This is a genomic window from Solwaraspora sp. WMMD791, assembly GCF_029581195.1.
GTDB lineage: Bacteria > Actinomycetota > Actinomycetes > Mycobacteriales > Micromonosporaceae > Micromonospora_E.
Genome location: NZ_CP120737.1, coordinates 6,779,112 through 6,795,127, shown reverse-complemented (window position 1 = coordinate 6,795,127; position 16,016 = coordinate 6,779,112). Strand labels below are relative to the sequence as shown.

15 protein-coding genes are annotated in these 16,016 nt (G+C 73.0%); 6 read left to right on the top strand and 9 right to left on the bottom strand.

Annotated features, from left to right (window positions below; all coding sequences use genetic code 11):
- Window positions 1-16 precede the first annotated feature (16 nt).
- The 3 genes from O7623_RS30670 to O7623_RS30660 are packed head-to-tail and all read right to left on the bottom strand — an operon-like array spanning window position 17 to window position 4,660.
- Window positions 17-2,614 carry a bifunctional GNAT family N-acetyltransferase/acetate--CoA ligase family protein gene (locus O7623_RS30670; protein ID WP_282226397.1) on the bottom strand — a complete coding sequence of 866 codons (2,598 nt, stop codon included), beginning with the start codon at window positions 2,612-2,614 and terminating at the stop codon, window positions 17-19.
- Window positions 2,615-2,631: 17 nt separating this feature from the next.
- Entirely contained in the window at window positions 2,632-3,855 is a 1,224-nt protein-coding gene (locus O7623_RS30665; protein ID WP_282226396.1) for an acetoin utilization protein AcuC, read from the bottom strand.
- A 4-nt stretch (window positions 3,856-3,859) separates the two neighbouring features.
- Window positions 3,860-4,660: a sulfurtransferase gene (locus tag O7623_RS30660; protein ID WP_282229662.1), complete on the bottom strand. Its 801-nt coding sequence runs from the start codon at window positions 4,658-4,660 to the stop codon at window positions 3,860-3,862.
- Between the two features lie 146 nt (window positions 4,661-4,806).
- On the opposite strand from O7623_RS30660, the gene O7623_RS30655 reads away from it, so the two are divergent.
- On the top strand, window positions 4,807-5,532 hold the full coding sequence (locus tag O7623_RS30655; protein WP_282226395.1) for a metal-dependent transcriptional regulator: 726 nt from the start codon (window positions 4,807-4,809) through the stop codon (window positions 5,530-5,532).
- Between the two features lie 92 nt (window positions 5,533-5,624).
- Here the strand turns inward: O7623_RS30655 and O7623_RS30650 are convergent, their stop codons facing one another.
- Together O7623_RS30650 and O7623_RS30645 are read right to left on the bottom strand one after the other, a co-directional pair.
- On the bottom strand, window positions 5,625-6,236 hold the full coding sequence (locus O7623_RS30650; RefSeq protein ID WP_282226394.1) for a hypothetical protein: 612 nt from the start codon (window positions 6,234-6,236) through the stop codon (window positions 5,625-5,627).
- A 158-nt stretch (window positions 6,237-6,394) separates the two neighbouring features.
- The gene (locus O7623_RS30645; RefSeq protein ID WP_282226393.1) at window positions 6,395-6,643 is read right to left on the bottom strand and encodes a DUF5522 domain-containing protein; all 249 of its coding nucleotides are present in this window, start codon (window positions 6,641-6,643) and stop codon (window positions 6,395-6,397) included.
- A gap of 74 nt (window positions 6,644-6,717) precedes the next feature.
- Between O7623_RS30645 and O7623_RS30640 the strand changes: the two genes are divergently transcribed.
- The gene (locus O7623_RS30640) at window positions 6,718-7,782 is read left to right on the top strand and encodes an SAM-dependent methyltransferase (protein ID WP_282226392.1); all 1,065 of its coding nucleotides are present in this window, start codon (window positions 6,718-6,720) and stop codon (window positions 7,780-7,782) included.
- Between the two features lie 36 nt (window positions 7,783-7,818).
- Here the strand turns inward: O7623_RS30640 and O7623_RS30635 are convergent, their stop codons facing one another.
- Together O7623_RS30635 and O7623_RS30630 are read right to left on the bottom strand one after the other, a co-directional pair.
- On the bottom strand, window positions 7,819-8,253 hold the full coding sequence (locus tag O7623_RS30635; protein ID WP_282226391.1) for a PIN domain-containing protein: 435 nt from the start codon (window positions 8,251-8,253) through the stop codon (window positions 7,819-7,821).
- Complete coding sequence (locus tag O7623_RS30630; protein WP_282226390.1) at window positions 8,235-8,636, bottom strand: hypothetical protein; 402 nt, start codon at window positions 8,634-8,636, stop codon at window positions 8,235-8,237. Before O7623_RS30630 ends, O7623_RS30635 begins: the two co-directional genes overlap by 19 nt.
- A 206-nt stretch (window positions 8,637-8,842) precedes the next feature.
- Here O7623_RS30630 and helR point away from each other — a divergent pair, with 206 nt between their 5' ends.
- Window positions 8,843-11,080 carry an RNA polymerase recycling motor ATPase HelR gene (gene helR / locus O7623_RS30625; RefSeq protein ID WP_282226389.1) on the top strand — a complete coding sequence of 746 codons (2,238 nt, stop codon included), beginning with the start codon at window positions 8,843-8,845 and terminating at the stop codon, window positions 11,078-11,080.
- Window positions 11,081-11,110: 30 nt separating this feature from the next.
- Here the strand turns inward: helR and O7623_RS30620 are convergent, their stop codons facing one another.
- Window positions 11,111-13,084, bottom strand: coding sequence for a transglycosylase domain-containing protein (locus O7623_RS30620; protein ID WP_282226388.1), 1,974 nt, complete (start codon window positions 13,082-13,084; stop codon window positions 11,111-11,113).
- A 128-nt stretch (window positions 13,085-13,212) separates the two neighbouring features.
- Here O7623_RS30620 and O7623_RS30615 point away from each other — a divergent pair, with 128 nt between their 5' ends.
- Window positions 13,213-13,686 carry a hypothetical protein gene (locus O7623_RS30615; RefSeq protein ID WP_282226387.1) on the top strand — a complete coding sequence of 158 codons (474 nt, stop codon included), beginning with the start codon at window positions 13,213-13,215 and terminating at the stop codon, window positions 13,684-13,686.
- Between the two features lies 1 nt (window position 13,687).
- A complete protein-coding gene (locus O7623_RS30610) occupies window positions 13,688-14,614 on the top strand; it encodes an alpha/beta hydrolase (protein ID WP_282226386.1) in 927 nt (308 codons plus the stop codon).
- A gap of 15 nt (window positions 14,615-14,629) precedes the next feature.
- On the opposite strand, the gene O7623_RS30605 is transcribed toward O7623_RS30610, so the two are convergent.
- A complete protein-coding gene (locus O7623_RS30605) occupies window positions 14,630-15,175 on the bottom strand; it encodes a TetR/AcrR family transcriptional regulator (RefSeq protein ID WP_282226385.1) in 546 nt (181 codons plus the stop codon).
- A 171-nt stretch (window positions 15,176-15,346) separates the two neighbouring features.
- On the opposite strand from O7623_RS30605, the gene O7623_RS30600 reads away from it, so the two are divergent.
- Window positions 15,347-16,015 carry an NADPH-dependent F420 reductase gene (locus tag O7623_RS30600; RefSeq protein ID WP_282226384.1) on the top strand — a complete coding sequence of 223 codons (669 nt, stop codon included), beginning with the start codon at window positions 15,347-15,349 and terminating at the stop codon, window positions 16,013-16,015.
- The last annotated feature ends 1 nt before the right edge of the window (window position 16,016 follow it).

The window sequence follows — 16,016 nt, the reverse complement described above, 5'->3', positions numbered from 1 at the left end:
TGCTGCCCGGGCTCGGTCAGAGCCGGCGTGGGCCGGTGTCCGGCCGGACCTCCGCCGGGCCGACGTCGACGCTGACGTGCAGCACCGCCAGCCCGTCCGACCGGGCCAGCACCGGATTGAGCCGTAGCCGGTGTACCCGGGGCTGCTCGTCGCCGAGGCGACCGACCCGGACCAGAAGGTCGACCAGGGCGTCCCGGTCGACCGCGCCGGCGCCCCGGTAGCCGCGTAGCAGCGGTGCCGCACGCGGCTCGTCGATCAGCTCGGCCGCGTCCCGGTCGGTCAGCGGCGCCGCCCGCCACGCCCGGTCGCCCAGCAGGTCCGTCGCCACCCCACCCAGCCCGAAGCCGACCACCGGGCCGAACGTCGGGTCGGTGACCAGCTCCACCACGCAGGCCACCCCGGGTGGCACCATCGGCTGGACGAGCACCTGGGCGCCGAACTGCGCCGCCACCTCCCGGTAGGCCTGGTCGACTGCGGCGGCCGACGCCAGGTCGAGACGAACCGCACCCAGGTCCAGCCGGTGCCGCAGTCCGTCGGCCGCCGCCTTGAGCACCACCGGGAAACCGAGGTCGCAGGCGGCGGCGACGGCCTGCTCGACGCAGGCCGCCGGGACCGAGCCAACCACCTCGATTCCGTACGCGGTGAGCAGGCCGACCGCGTCGGGCGGCTGCGCCGACAGCGCCGCCAGCCCGGCGGCGGCATCCACCCCGGCCGTCGTCGGCACCGCGCCGGGCGGCTGGCGCAGCCAGTCCGCGTAGTCGGCGACCCGGGCCAGCGCCCGCACCGACTCCTCCACCGACGGGTACGTCGGCACGCCGACCGGCGGTTGCCCGGCCAGCAGGGTCGCCACGGTCGGCTTGTCCCCGGCGAGGGCCACACTGGCCAACGCCGAGGTGAAGTCGGCGTCCTCGTCGGCCAGCTGACCCGGCAGCGGTGGAGCGAAGACCACCACGAGGGCGTCCACCCCGGCGTCGACGGCGGCGTCGGCGAGTGAGTCGGCGAAGTCGTGTGCGCCGGACTCGGGCGCGACCGTCCGCGGGTAGCCGGCGGCGACGGTCAGCCGGTGGGTCCGGCAGGCCGCCGCGGCCAGCGTCGCCAACGCCGACGAGTTGCCGACCACGCCGACCCGTCGGCCCACCGGCAGCGGTTGGTTGGCCAGCAGGGTGCCGACGTCGAACAGTTCCGCGACGGTGTCGACCCGGATCACCCCGGACTGGGCGAACAGCCGGGTCACCGCTGCGGCGTCCGGCCCACCGACGTCGGGCCCACCGACGTCGGGTTCCCGGCCATCGGGCCGGCTGCCCGGCGCGAGCGCCACCACCGGCTTGGTCCGCCCGATGCGCCGGGTCAGCCGGGCGAACTTGCGCGGGTTGCCGAAGGTCTCCAGGTAGAGCAGGACGACGTCGGTGCCGGGGTCGTCCTGCCAGTACTGCAGCAGATCGTTGCCGGAGACGTCGGCCCGGTTACCGGCCGACACGAAGGTGGACAGCCCCAGGCCACGCCGGTCCGCCTCGGCGAGCAGCGCCACCCCGAGCGCCCCGGACTGGCTGAAGAACCCGACCCGACCGGCCGGTGGCAGCTGCGGCGCGAGCGTGGCGTTGAGCCGGATCCGGGGATCGGTGTTCGCCACCCCGAGGCAGTTCGGGCCGACCACCCGCAGGCCGGCGACGTGCGCGGTGCGGATCAGCTCCCGTTGCGCGGCGACACCGGCCGGGCCGGTCTCGGCGAACCCGGCGGAGATGACCACCACGCCGTGCGCCCCGGCGGCGGCCGCGTCCGCCACCACCGCCGGCACCGCGTCCGGGGTGACCGCGACGACCGCCAGGTCGACCGGGACGTCGGCGTCGGCGGCCCGCCGGTACGCGGGCAGCCCGCCGATGCGTCGCGCCGTGGGATGTACGCCGACGATGTCACCGGTGAATCCGCCGTCCCGCAGGTGCCCGAGGATGGCGGCACCGACCCCCTGCCCGGTCGTGCTGGCCCCGTACACGGCGACGCCGCGCGGGGTCAGCAGCCGGGCGATCGACCGGGCCTCGGCGCTGTGTTCCCGGCTCCACTGCACCTGCAGCGACGCCTCGGTGGGGGCGATCGGGAAACTCAGGTGGACGACGCCGTCGGCGTAGCGGCGACGCACCGGGTAGCCGGCGTCGGAGAAGACCCGCAGCATCGGGGCGTTGGCCGGCAACACCTCCGCCACGAACGAGTCGATGCCGTCGGCGCGGGCGGCGGCGGCCAGGTGCTCCAGCAGCACCGAGCCGACGCCGCGGCCCTGGTGGGCATCCTCGACCACGAAGGCGACCTCGGCTTCGGTGGAGCCCGGGCCGAGGCGGTCGAACCGGCCGACGGCGAAGATCCGGTCGCCGGAGACCACCACGAACGCCTCCCGGTCGTGGTGGTCGACGTTGACGAACCGGTGCAGGTCGCGTTCGGGGATGCGCGGGTACGGGGAGAAGTAGCGCAGGTAGCGGGTGCGTTCGGAGAAGCGGGCGTGCATGGCGACGATCGCGTCGGCGTCGTCGGGCCGGATCTGCCGCAGGTGGACGGTGGTGCCGTCGCGCAGCAGGACGTCGGCCGAGCGGTCCAGCGCAGAGCGATCCCGCTCTGGACGGTCCACGGCCGACGGATCCACGGTCAGTCCCGGGGGTCGTGCGGGTCGAGTCCGTGCAGCGGGAACACCGCGCTGCGGGTCGCCATGATCGCCCGATCGACCGGATCCGGGTCGCCGCCGGGCTGCCAGGCGGTGAAGTCGAGGTCGACGTCGTCGGTCATCCGCAGCGGCACCGGCCGGCCGGGACAGCGGGCGGCGGCCAACGCCCGCCACGCCGGCGGGGTCAGCGTCGCCGGGTGCAGCGGGGCACCGGTGGCGACCGCCAGCAGGTGGGTCCAGGCCCGGGGCACCACTTCGACCAGGGCGTACCCGCCGCCGCCGGTGGCCACCCAGCGTCCGTCGCAGAGTTCGTCGGCCAGCGACCGCAGCGCCAGGTACGCCGCCCGCTGGCAGTCCACGCTCAGGCCCAGGTCGGCCAGCGGGTCGAGCCGGTGCGCGTCGGCCCCGCACTGGGTGACCAACAGTTGTGGCTGGAAGGCCCGCAGCAGCGACGGCACGACCGCGTGGAACGCCCGTAACCACCCGGCGTCGGCCGTACCGGAGGGCAGCGCCACGTTGACGGCGCTGCCCCGCGCCGTCGGGCCGCCGACCTCGTCGGGGAAGCCGGTGCCCGGGAACAGCGCCAACGGGGTCTCGTGCAGGCTGATGGTGAGCACCCGGGGGTCGTCGTAGAAGATCTCCTGCACCCCGTCGCCGTGGTGCACGTCGATGTCGACGTAGGCGATCCGCTCGGCACCGAGGTCGAGCAGGCGGGCGATGGCCACCGCCGGATCGTTGTAGACGCAGAACCCGGCGGCCCGGCCCGGCATCGCGTGGTGCAGCCCACCGGAGACGTTGACCGCCCGGCGGGCCGTGCCCCGCCAGACCGCCTCGGCGGCGGCCAGCGTGGCGCCGGCGACCAGCGCGCTGGCGTCGTGCATCCCGGCGAACGTCGGATTGTCCGGGGTGCCCAGGCCGTAGCCGGAAAAGAACGGGTCGTCGTGGGCGACCCGGACCGCGTCGAGGTAGTCGGGCCGGTGCACCCGGGTCAACGCGGCGTCGTCGGCGGGCTCGGGGGCGGCCAGCCGTACCCCGACCCGGTCGAGCAGGCCGTACTCGCGGGCCAGCGCGATGGTCAGCTCCACGCGTACCGGGTCCAGCGGGTGGTCACCCAGGTCGTAGGTCAGCAGCCGGTCGTCCCAGACGACCAGCGTCGTGTCCGCTTGCTGGTCCGTCCCGCCTGTCGTCTCGCCCGTCGCGTCCGGCATCTGGTCATCGTTGCACGGGCCGGCCCGCATCGGTGATCCACTCACTCCAGGAGCCGACGTAGAGGGCCGCGTCGGTGCGCCCGGCGCGGTGCAGCGCCAGCACCGTGTGCGCGGCCGTCACCCCCGATCCGCAGTACGCGGCGACCGGGGTGTCCGGGCGCAGTCCGGCGGCGGTGAACCGGTCCCGCAGCGCGGCGGCGTCGCGCAGCCGGCCGGCGCCGTCGGTGTGCCCGGTGGTCGGCAGGTTGACCGCGCCCGGGATGTGCCCGGCCACCGGGTCGACCGGCTCCCATTCGCCCCGGTACCGCTCGGGGGCGCGTACGTCGATCAGCAGGCCGCCGTCGTGGGGCAGCCGACCGGCGCCGGCGGCGTCGAGCACCGGCAGGCCACCCGGCCGTACGGTGATGTCGCCGGCCGACGGGGACGGCACCTGGGTGACCACCGGGAGACCGGCGGCCGCCCAGGCCCGGTAGCCGCCGTCGAGCACCCAGGTCGGCCGGTGCCCGGCCCAGCGCAGCGTCCACCAGGCGCGGGCGGCGGCCATCGCGTCACCGTCGTCGTAGACCACGACGGGCTGCCCGGCCCGTACCCCGGCGGCCCGCAGCACGGTCTGCAGCGCGGCGGGGTCGGGCAGCGGGTGCCGGCCGTCGCGGCCGGGTGGGCCGCAGAGCTGGGTGTCGAGGTCGACGAAGACCGCGCCGGGCAGGTGTCCGGCGGCGTAGTCGTCGCGCCCCGGTGGGCCGGTGAGCCGCCACCGCACGTCGAGCAGCGTCGGCGGCGTGTCGGGGGTGAGCGCGTCGGCCAACGCGGCGACGGCAACGGTAGGGTCGTCGGCAGCGAACACGGCCCCATTCAACACCAGGTCGGCCGATGCCTGCCCGCAGCCACGTGTCCGTTACGGCTGGTTGTCGGCGTCGCAGGGTAGCATTGAGCACTGGAGGGCAGCAGACCGTGAACGATCTTGTCGATACCACTGAGATGTATCTGCGCACCATCCTCGAGCTCGAAGAGGAGTCGGTGCCGCCGTTGCGCGCCCGGATCGCCGAGCGGCTGCGCCAGAGCGGTCCCACGGTCAGCCAGACGGTTGCCCGGATGGAGCGCGACGGGCTGCTCACCATCGAGGACGACCGGAACCTGCGGCTGACCGACCTCGGGCGTGCACAGGCGGTGTCCGTGATGCGCAAGCACCGGCTGGCCGAGTTGCTGCTGGTCAACGTCATCGGGATGCCCTACGAGGAGGCCCACGAGGAGGCCTGCCGCTGGGAGCACGTGATGAGCGACGCGGTGGAGCAGAAGGTCTACGACCTGCTCAACCGGCCGACGCGGTCGCCGTACGGCAACCCGATCCCCGGCCTGGAGGCGCTCTCCGGTGGGCAGCCGGCCAAGGTCAGCCCCGACATCGCCGCCGAAACCGAGCGCAACCTCGCGTTCCCCGGCCTGACCGGCACGGTCGTGGTCCGGCGGATCTGCGAGAGCGTGCAGACCAACGCCGACGTGCTGCGGCAACTGCACACCGCCGGGGTGGATCCGGGTGCCACGGTCACGGTCGCCCAGGAGCGTGACGGGGTGACCATCGACCGCTCCGGGGAGAAGATCCACCTGCCCCGGGAGGTCGCCTCGCGGGTGTTCGTCGCGGTCGGCGACCACGGCCGGTCACTCGCCGGCGCCTCCGCCTGACCGACGAAACGGCGCCTCCGCCTGACCGACGGGCGTCGGCGTTCGCGCCCTGATCGATGAGAGCCGGGTCCGGGGACCACCCCGGGGCCGGCTCACTTCTTCCGGTTGTCGTGCACCAGCCGGGCCAGTTCCACCATCTTCGGTGCCATCTCGACCGCGGACTGTTCGTCGTCACCCGGAGCGAACGTCCAGCGCAGGCTGAGTTGCGTCGGGTCGGCAGTGATCCAGTTGACCTCCAGCGCCGCCCCGTACCCGGTGTCCGGGTCGGGTTTGATCGGGACCCAGTAGGCGGCCTTCGCGAAGTCCGGGATCTCCTTGGCGCCGACCGGCGCGACGTCGTCGGCGAACACCGACGCGCTGGCCTTGGTGTCCGAGATCGACAGCATCAGGTCCGGCAGCGGCTCCTGCGCCGGACGCAGCAGGCAGGAGCGCGTCTTGTCGTGGGTGCTCGCCGCCGCCACCTCGAACCGGAACCCGACGATCTTCTCCACCACGTCGTAGTCGAACACCGCGCAGACGCCGCCGGCTTCGGCTGCCGGTGGCCGGGGCACCTCCGGGTACGGCTCGACCGGGCTCGGCGACGGGCTGGCCTGCGGTGCCTCGGAAGACTCGGTGCCGGCGGTCGCCGCCGCCTCGGTGGAGCAGCCCGTGGCGAGCAGCAGCAGGATCGCAGCGGCGCCGGACAGGGACACACGAACGCCCACAGTGGCCTCCCACGGGTCAGGCCGGTCGAAAAAGGCGGATTGTTCGTGGCACACCGTACGGCTTCCCGGCCCTGCGCGAAAGTCCGCCACCCGGGCAACTCCCGGCCGCGACGCCGCAGCCCGCTGCGCAGGCGGTCACCTCGGGCGCGGGCGGCGCCTCACGGTAGGTACGGGCAGTGCCGGCAACCCTGGTCGCAGCAGGTGCCCCGGCGGGCCAGGAACGCGGCGGTCAGCACGAACAGTCCGGTGCCCGGGTCGAGGTAGCCGGCGTTCCCGGCGTCGAGCGCCGCCGCGTGCGCCGCCAGGATCGCCGCCCGATGCGGATGCCCCGGCGCCAGCCGGGCCGGATGCGGCTCGGTGAGCGGCCGATCCGCCAGCGGCAACCGTCGCCCCCGTGCACCCGCCATACCGGTGACCCTACGCAGGCCGCCGGTGTGGTAACACTCGTGGGTCCATCACGCACCGACCCGAACGGACCCCGATGACCGCGTACGCCCTGCTGATCCACCCGTCCGCGAACCGGGTGTACGCCGAGTCCGCCGTCGCGCTGGCCGCCGCCGAGCTGGCCGTCTTCGGTGACCGGGCGCTCGGCGGGCGGCTGACCGACGTCGCGGTCACCGCGATCGGTGGGCTGCCGTACGTCACCTTCACCGGGGTCGACCTGACCGACCGGGACCTGTCGGTGCTGGCCAACCTCTCCGCCCGGTACGCGTTCTTCGCCCGCGAGGGCGACCTGCTGCGGCCGGTCGCGGTGACCGGTCGGGACCGCTTCGACAGTGACCTGATCACCATCCCGAAGTACGCCGGGAAGACCAATGAGCAGTTCACCAAACTGCTGGTGAACGTGACCGCGCTGGCCGTTACCGGCCGGGCCGGTGCCGCCGACACAGCTGTCGACCCGCTCGGCCCGGACTCCCCACCGCTGCGGATCCTCGATCCGATGTGTGGCCGGGGCACCACTCTCAACCAGGCGATGATGTACGGCTGGCACGCCGCCGGGGTAGAGATCGACGGCAAGGACTTCGAGGTGTACGCCAACTTCATCCGTACCTGGTTGAAGCACAAGCGGCTCAAGCACTCGGCCGACATCGCTCAAGTACGCCGCAACCGGACCCAGCTGGGCCGGCGGCTGGCGATCACCCTGGCCGCCAGCAAGGACGACCACAAGGCGGGGCGGACCCTGGATCTGACGATGGTGCACGCCGACACCCGGCGCGGCCGGGACTTCTTCCGCGCCGGCAGCTTCGACGCGATCGTCACCGACGCCCCGTACGGGGTGGCGCACGGCACCCGCGGCCAGGCGGACCGGTTGACCCGCGATCCGCTGGGTCTGCTGGCGGAGGCGCTGCCGGTATGGATGGCGCTGCTGCGCCCCGGCGGGGCACTGGGGATCTCCTGGAACACTCTGGTCGCCGCCCGCGACGACCTGGCCGCGCTGCTGGTCAAGGTCGGTCTGGAGGTGGCCGACGGTCCGGGGTACGGCGATTTCGCCCACCGGGTCGATCAGGCGATCGTCCGCGACCTGATCGTCGCCCGCCGTCCGTAGTGCCGTCTGGTGCCACAAGATCTCGTTGGACGCCCGCTACACGTGGATCACCACGACCCGCTGCTCCTTTGGGCGGTCCGGTTCCTCGACCAGCCGGTTCATGTCGTCCGGGTCACTGGTCAACAGCACGACAGGACGGGGCATCTCCAGGGCGGTCACGGCCACCACCGAGTCGATGGCACAACGGTGCCCCGGCAGCCCGGTCGCCCCGAGAAGTTCACCTGCCCGTCTGCCGATGTCCGGGCTCACCGGCTGCACCGCGATCCGCGACAGGACCCGGTGCAGGCGAGCATCGCGCGGACCGCCGCGAAGGACTTCTGTCAGGGTGACCGCGCTTACGACGACCCTGGCACCACGTTCCCGCGCAGCTTCCAGGAAGGCTCTCGATTTGTTGTCCCCCAGCGAGAGCTTCACCAAGCCTTCGCTGTCGAGGACCAGCGTGCCGCCGGTGCTTACCGCCCGTCTGGCCATGACGCCCTCGCCTCGTCCAGCGCGTCGGCGGGCACTGGTCCGTACTCCGAACTGAGGAGATCGGAAAGCTCCCCGATCAAATCCAGCTCAAGCTGTCGTGCGACCGCTTCGGTCACGTACTGGCTGAACTCGCCTCGGCCGACCCGCCGCTGCACGGCGGTAGTGAGATCTTCCGGCATCGACACGCTTACCTTGCGCGCTCGGCCAGCCAGTCGGAGCCGGCGGCCGAGACTGGGTTCCTCACCCGCAATGGCCGCCAACTCAGCCAGCAGGCCGGGCGACGCCGACCTGGGGTCGCGGATTGCCTCCAGGACCTCCGGCAGCATCAGGCGCAGGCGGTCCGCAGGGTCCTCGAGGCTCGGCGGGAGCGGTTCGACAGCCACAGGACGATGCTACCAGCGGTAGCAACTTCATCTCGCCACGATGAGAACGATGACGGGCTGACACTCTCGTCGCCCGCCACTATTAACGTATAGCGCATAGGGGGTCTTGCGGCAAGACCCGGGTCGTAGCGCACAATCGCGTTCCTACGGCAGTTCTCTGGCATTTGCCATTCGCTGGACGCTGCGCTCGTACTGCCGACCCGAGAATGGAGCTGATCGAGGTGCGCCCGCTGACCACCAGCGCTTTCGATCTCCCCGACCGGCTGCACGCCAAGGCCGACCCGAAACTGATCGCCGACGACGAACGGCATTTCGCGGCGATCGCGTACCGCCTGGATCAACTTTCCGCCGACCTGTCGCAGCGGCTCGACGCGGCGCGGAAGGCACCGGCCGGCAGGGGCCGGCGGGCGGTGGACCGCGACCAGGAGGTCCGCCGGCTCACCGTACGGCTGCGGGCGCTGCGCCGCTTCGGCCTCGACCTGTGTCTCGGCCGGATGGTCCCCGACCACGGCGCCGCCGCCGACCGTGCCGGTGCCGGCGGCGACAGCGCTGGCGATGACGTCGGACCGGTGTACGTCGGGCGGCAGGGCCTGACCGACGAGGCCGGCCGCCAACTGCTGCTCGACTGGCGCTCCCCCGCCGCCGCACCGTTCTTCGGTGCCACCCACGGCAACCCGATGGGTCTGGCCAGCCGCCGGCGGTACCGCTGGACGCTGGGCCGGATCAGCGACTACTGGGACGAGGTGTTCAGCGCCGACGCGCTCGACGGGCACGCCGCCCTCGACGACCAGTCGGCCTTCATCGCCAGCCTCGGCGGGCACCGGTCGGACCGGATGCGCGACGTGCTGGCCACCATCGCCGCCGACCAGGACGCCATCATCCGCGCCGGTTCGTCGGGTGCCCTCGTCGTCGACGGCGGACCCGGCACCGGCAAGACCGTCGTCGCCCTGCACCGCACCGCGTACCTGCGCTACCACGATCCCCGGCTCGGCCAGCGTCGCGGCGGGGTGCTGTTCGTCGGCCCGCACCGGCCCTATCTGGCGTACGTCGCCGACGTGCTGCCCCACCTCGGTGAGGACGACGTGCAGCCCTGCACCCTGGCCGACCTGGTGCCCGAGGGTGCCTCCGCGACGGCCGAACCCGACCCCGAGGTGGCCCGGCTCAAGTCGTCGGCGCGGTGGGAGGCGGCGGTCGAGGCGGCGGTCCGGTTCTACGAGGAGCCGCCGCCAACCGCGACGACGGTGGCGACCGGCTGGTTCGAGTGGACCCTCACCCCGGACGACTGGGCGGACGCGTTCGCCGCGCCCGGGCCGGGTGTGCCGCACAACGAGGCCCGTGAGCAGATCATGGAGGAGTTGCTCACCATCGGAGTCGGCCGCTACGACGGCGACGAGCCGGACGACCGGGTCCGGGCCGCGCTGGAGCAGAACCAGGCGCTGCGTACGGCGGTGCACCGGGCCTGGCCGCTGCTGAACGCGGCCGACATCGTCGCCGACCTGTGGTCGGTACCGGCCTATCTGCGCCGGTGCGCGCCGTGGCTCGACCCGGCCGAGATCCGTACGCTGCAGCGCGCCGACCCTCGGGCCTGGACGGTCGCCGACCTGCCGCTGCTGGACGCGGCCCGACTGCGCCTCGGCGACGCGCAGGCGTCCGAGCGCGAGCGGCGGCACCGGGCCGAGGTGGCCGTCGAACGGGTCCACCGGGCCCGGGTGATCGACGATCTGCTGGAGGCGCACAGTTACGACGACGGCGAAGGTGTCCTGGCGATGCTGTACCACCAGGACCTGCGGGAGACCCTGATCGACGAGGCGGGCGGGCCGGCCACCGACCCGGACACGCTGGCCGGCCCGTTCGCGCACGTCGTGGTCGACGAGGCGCAGGAGTTGACCGACGCGCAGTGGCAGATGCTGCTGCGCCGCTGTCCGTCGCGCAGTTTCACCATCGTCGGTGACCGTGCCCAGGCCCGGCACGGCTTCACGCAGGCGTGGTCGGAGCGGCTCGCCCGGGTCGGCCTGGACCGGGTCGACGTCGCCACGTTGACGGTCAACTACCGGACCCCGGCGGAGATCATGGCGTACGCCGAACCGGTGATCCGCGCCGCGCTGCCGGACGCCAACGTGCCGACCTCGATCCGGCACGGCGGCGTCCCGGTCACGCACCGGCCCGTCGCCGACCTGGGGCGGATCCTGGAGACCTGGCTGGCCGGGCAGACCGACGGTACGGTCTGCGTCATCGGCGTACCACCGGTCGACGCCGACGCCCTGCCGGCGACGCCCCGGGTCCGGTCGCTGACCCCGGAGCTGGCCAAGGGGCTCGAGTTCGACCTGGTGGTGGTGGTCGACCCGGCGTCGTTCGGCGACGGGATCACCGGCGCGGTCGACCGGTACGTGGCGATGACCCGCGCCACCGGTCAACTCGTCGTGCTGACCGACCGCGACCGGTGAGCGCGAACCGGGCTGTCTGCCCCGGGTTGCCTACTCCGGACGACCGGCCGCCCCCATACCTGGCAGCTGCTGCACGGGGTGGCCGGCAAGGGCGTCACGGGTGAAGTCCCGCCAGATGGCGGCCGGCATCGAGGAGCCCTCGATCCGGTTGTCGTCGCGGTCGCGCAGCGGCCCAGGTTCGGCACCACCGATCCAGACCACGGTGGCGAGTTCGGCGGTGTAACCCGCCATCCAGGCGTCCTGGTAGTCGCTGGTGTCGGCCCACAGCTGGTTTCCGGTCTTGCCGGCGGCAGGTCGGCCCGGCGAGTGGCCGTTGCGCAGCAGTGTGACGGCGAGGGTCCGGTTGACCATCCGAGCCGGGAGCGGCGGTAGCACCGGGCGCCCCTCGCGCGCGCTGTTCGTCAGCAGGCTCGCGCCGGTCGCCGCGGCGACCGACTCGATGAAGTGCCGCTCGTACCGGACGCCGCCGCTGGCGAAGGTTCCGTAGACGGTAGCGAGATCCACCGGTGCGACCGGGTAACGGCCGATCGAGATGTCCGAGCGGGTCTCCCCCGGCAGGGGTTCGCCCTCGACGTCGACCAGCGCGCGGTGGTCGCCGTACCGTTGCGGGACGCCGAGCTGGTACGCCAGTTCCCGCACCTGCTCGGCACCGATCTTCTCGGTCACGGCGTAGAACGGGGTGCTCAGCGACTCCATCATGGCCTGCTCAAGGGTGCAGTCGGGGCACTGGATGTCGTCCCGGTTGTACAGCGGCACGCCGAGTCGCCCCGGGAAGTTCTGCGGCGAGGTGCCGTCCCACCGGGAGTTCGGCCCGAATCCGTGGAGCGTCGCCAGTGCCAGCACGACCGGTGCGAAGGTCGCCGCCGGTGGACGTGGGGCGACGGCGAAGTCGTACTGCCCCTGCTCCTGCGAGCCGTAGTAGGCGCGCACCGCGCCGCTGCCCGGATCCACCGCGACCAGCGCCGCCCGCAGGTTCTCCGGTTGGCCGTCGAGGTGGGCCTCGATCTGGGCGAGCGCCGCCGGCTGGGCGGCGGCGTCCAGCGTGGTCACGACGGACAGACCCGCCGTGTACAGCGACGTCGCCGCGACGCCCCGGCGGGACAGTTCCTGCTCCACCTGGTCGAGCACGATGCCGTTCGGGCCGATGTGCAGCATCGACGGCGGCTGGACCGGCGGATACTCCGGGGTGTCGGCGAGCCATCCGGCGTCTCGGGCGGCCCCGATCACCCAATCCCAGCGGTCCCGGGCGGCCTCGGCGTCGTTGGCCGGGTCGAAGCCGTACGGATCTTTGATCACCGCTGCGAGTACCGCGCCCTGGGCAGCGGTCAGTTCGCGGGTCGGCACCCTGAAGTAGGCGTGTGCGGCGGCGGTGATCCCGTAGGCGCCCCGCCCGAAGTAGATCGTGTTGAGGTACCGCTCGAGGATCTCGTCCTTGCTGTGTCGGCGCTCCAGCTTGATGGCCATCGCGAACTCGCGGGCCTTGCGGTCCAGCGAGACGTCCTGGGTCAGGAACGCGTTGCGGGCGTACTGCTGGGTGATCGTGGAGGCCCCCTCCCGACGGCCTTCGACGTTCGCCACCAGCGCGCGCAGCACGCCCCGGATCGAGACGCCGGAGTGCGTGTAGAAGGCGCGGTCCTCGGCGGCGAGCACGATCCGCCGGACCGGCTCGGGAACCTCGTCGAGGGGGGCGTCTGTGCGGCTGGTGACCCCGATCCGGGCCAGCACCGTCTGCCCGTCGCTGTAGTAGAGCGTCGACGCCTGCGGTTCGACCGGGTCGGCCGGCAGATCGACCGAGTGTACGTAGACCGCCACGGCGATGCCGGCGGCGATCGCCCCGGTCACCAGCACCCCGGTGGTTCGGCACAGCACCCGCCACCATCTGTTGCGCCGCCAGAGCAGGGCCAGCTTGCGGTCGGTGGCCCGGTAGCGAGCAGTCCGGCGGTGGCGGCCGGTCTGGGATGCCCAACGGCCGATGTCCTTGTCGTCGCATCGCTGATCGTCCACACAGACAAGAGCGGGGATGCCCCAGCTCCCCGACGCGCACTGATCACGATCCTAGGGTTTGTCCGGTCCGGGCTCTGGTTGACAGCCATCGTCAGGTACTTGACGATAGTCGTCAAGGAGGTGCCGTCGTGGCCGTACCGACCCACACCGAACTCGCCGACCACCTGGTGCGACAGATCGACGTCAGGCTGGTCGACCCGCTGGAGATCCTGCTCGACGACCCGCTCGACGACCTGCGCGGCCGCGTTCACCACCGCGCGGGCGCCCTCGCCACCGCACTGCTCGACGGCGACGACACCGCCGCGCTGCACACCGCGATCCGGCTCTACAGCAGCCTGCACCCCGGCGACGGACCGTTCGACCCGCCCGCCCAGTGGTGGCGCACCCCGCTCGGCCAGGTCGTCGCCGCCCGGTTCGGCCACCCGACGGCGGCCGGCGTCTCACTGCCGGTCGCCGGGGCGATGCTCGGCATCAGCCGCCAGGGCGTGCACGACCTGGTCCGACGCGGCAAGCTCGACCGCCACCCGGACGGTGGCGTCACCTCCGCCTCGATCCGCGACCGGCTCCGCGCGCAGCCGGCCCCACCCGCCACCCGGAGCTGACATGCGACCCGCGCCGACCACGATCGACCACTTCGTCGACACCGGACACACCACGATCGCCGTACGGGACACCGGCGGCGACCATCCGCCGCTGATCCTGCTGCACGGCGCCGGCGGCAACCTCGCCTGGCTGTCGGTGCTCACCCGGCACCTCGCCGACCGGCACCGGGTGGTCACCGTCGACCTGCCAGGCCACGGCCACTCCGGTGAGCTTCCGGCCTGGGACTGGGACGCCGTCCTCGACGGGCTCGACGCCGTCGTCGACACGCTGGGGCTGACCGACCCGGCGGTGGCCGGCTCGTCGCTCGGCGGCATGATCGCCACGCTCTGGGCCACCCGCCACCCGACCTGCCCCGGCGTGGTCAGCCTGGACGGCAACCCGGCACCGACCCGCCCCGAGCAGTTGACCGGCCTCGCACCGGCGGACGCCGCCGCCGAACTGGACCGGCTGCACGCCGCGTTCACCGCGATGACCGAGGCGATGGCCCGGCCGGTCCCGCCCGACCAGCTCGCCCCGATCCGCCAGGCCCAGCTCGCCGGCCTGACCCGGCACGGCGGCACCGCCGCCGACTGGACCGAAGCGGTCACCCGCAACGAGACGGCCGTGGCCGGCGACACCTGGCTCCGGCCGCTGCCGGCGACCCTGGCCACGCTGCGCCCGGCGATGGACTCCCTCGACCTGCCGACCGTCCACCGGGCGGCCCGCTGCCCGCTGCTGCTGGTGCTCGCCACCGTCGACCTGCCCGAGCAGCAGCCGTACGCCGCGCTCTACGCCGCGTACCGGCGCTGGCAGATCGACACGTCGCGCGCCGTCGCGGCCGACAATCCACTGGTACGCGTACAGCCGCTCGACGGCGCCAGTCACGCCATGATCGCCGAGGACCCGGCGGGAGTCGCCGATCTCGTCGCCGGCTTCGTCACCCGCTGAGGCCTGCGCCGCAGGTCAGGCCCTTGCTCTGATGCCGTCCAGGGCCATGGTCAGGACCCGGTCGCGCTGGGCCTCCTGCACGAAGTTGGCCCCGCTGACGCCGTTGACCAGGAACAGCACGTCGTCGAAGGTGACGTCGGCGCGGGCCGCTCCGGCGCGCTGGGCGCGTTCGAGCAGCGGCCGACCGGCGGCGTGGATGATCTCCCGGCCGGAGACGAACATCGCCTCGTTGTGGGCGATCGCGTCGTACACGGCCTTCTTGGTCGTGGCGTAGCTGACGAACTGGCGCAGCCAGCTCTCCAGCGCCGCCCAGGGGTCAAGGTGCGCGAGGTCGGCGGCGGTCCGGGCCAGGGTCTGCACCTCGTCGAGGTACGCGGCCTCGAACAGGTGCTGGCGGGTCGGAAAGTTGCGGTAGAGGGTGGCGATGTTGACGCCGGCGCGTCGGGCGATGCCCTCCAGGGAGGCCCCGGAGCCGTCGGTGGCGAACGCCTCGCGGGCGGCCGCCAGGAGGGCGTCGAAGTTGCGGCGTGCGTCGGCCCGCTGCGGCCGACGCACGGTCATGCGCGGCTCGGACCCGGTGGCGGCCATCACAGTCCCTTCGGCGGTACGCAGTAGCGAAACGCAGGCATCCCTGCGCTAAAGTCAAGGAACCCCTTCGGTACGCGGGGCTGTCCCCACTCTAGCCAGCGGTGGTCACCCGACCCCGCAGCTCCCCGACAGTCAGGAGCCACGATGAGCACGATCGGTTTCATCGGCAGCGGCAGGATCGGCGGCGCACTCGCCCGGCTCGCCGTGGACGCCGGACACGACGTCGTCCTCAGCAACAGCCGGGGCCCGGACACCCTGCGGGACCTGGTCGCCCGGCTCGGGCCGCAGGCGCGCGCCGCCACGCCCGGCGAGGCTGCTCGGGCCGGGGACGCCGTCGTGGTGACGATCCCGCTCAGGGCCTACCGCGATGTCCCCGTCGCGCCGCTGCGCGGCACGGTCGTCATCGACACCCTCAACTACCACCCGGAACGCGACGGCCACTTCCCCGAGCTCGACGCCGGCCGGACCACCGCAAGCGAACTGCTCCAGGCCCACCTGCCCGAGTCGTTCGTCGTGAAGGCGTTCAGCAACATCTTCTTCAAACACCTGGCCACGCTCGCCCGGCCCGCTGGCGCCGCCGACCGCAGCGCCATCGCCATCGCCGGTGACGACCGCGCCGCGAAGGCCACCGTCGCCGCCCTCATCGACACCCTCGGCTACGACGTCCACGACGCGGGTGCCCTCGCCGACAACCGCCGGTTCGGCCCCGGTACGCCGGCCTACCACGCCTACCTCGACCCGGACGGCATGTTCGCCGCCCCCGGCCGGCCGGCCAGCGCGGCCCGGCTCGCCGAACTCCTCGACAGCTTCTGAC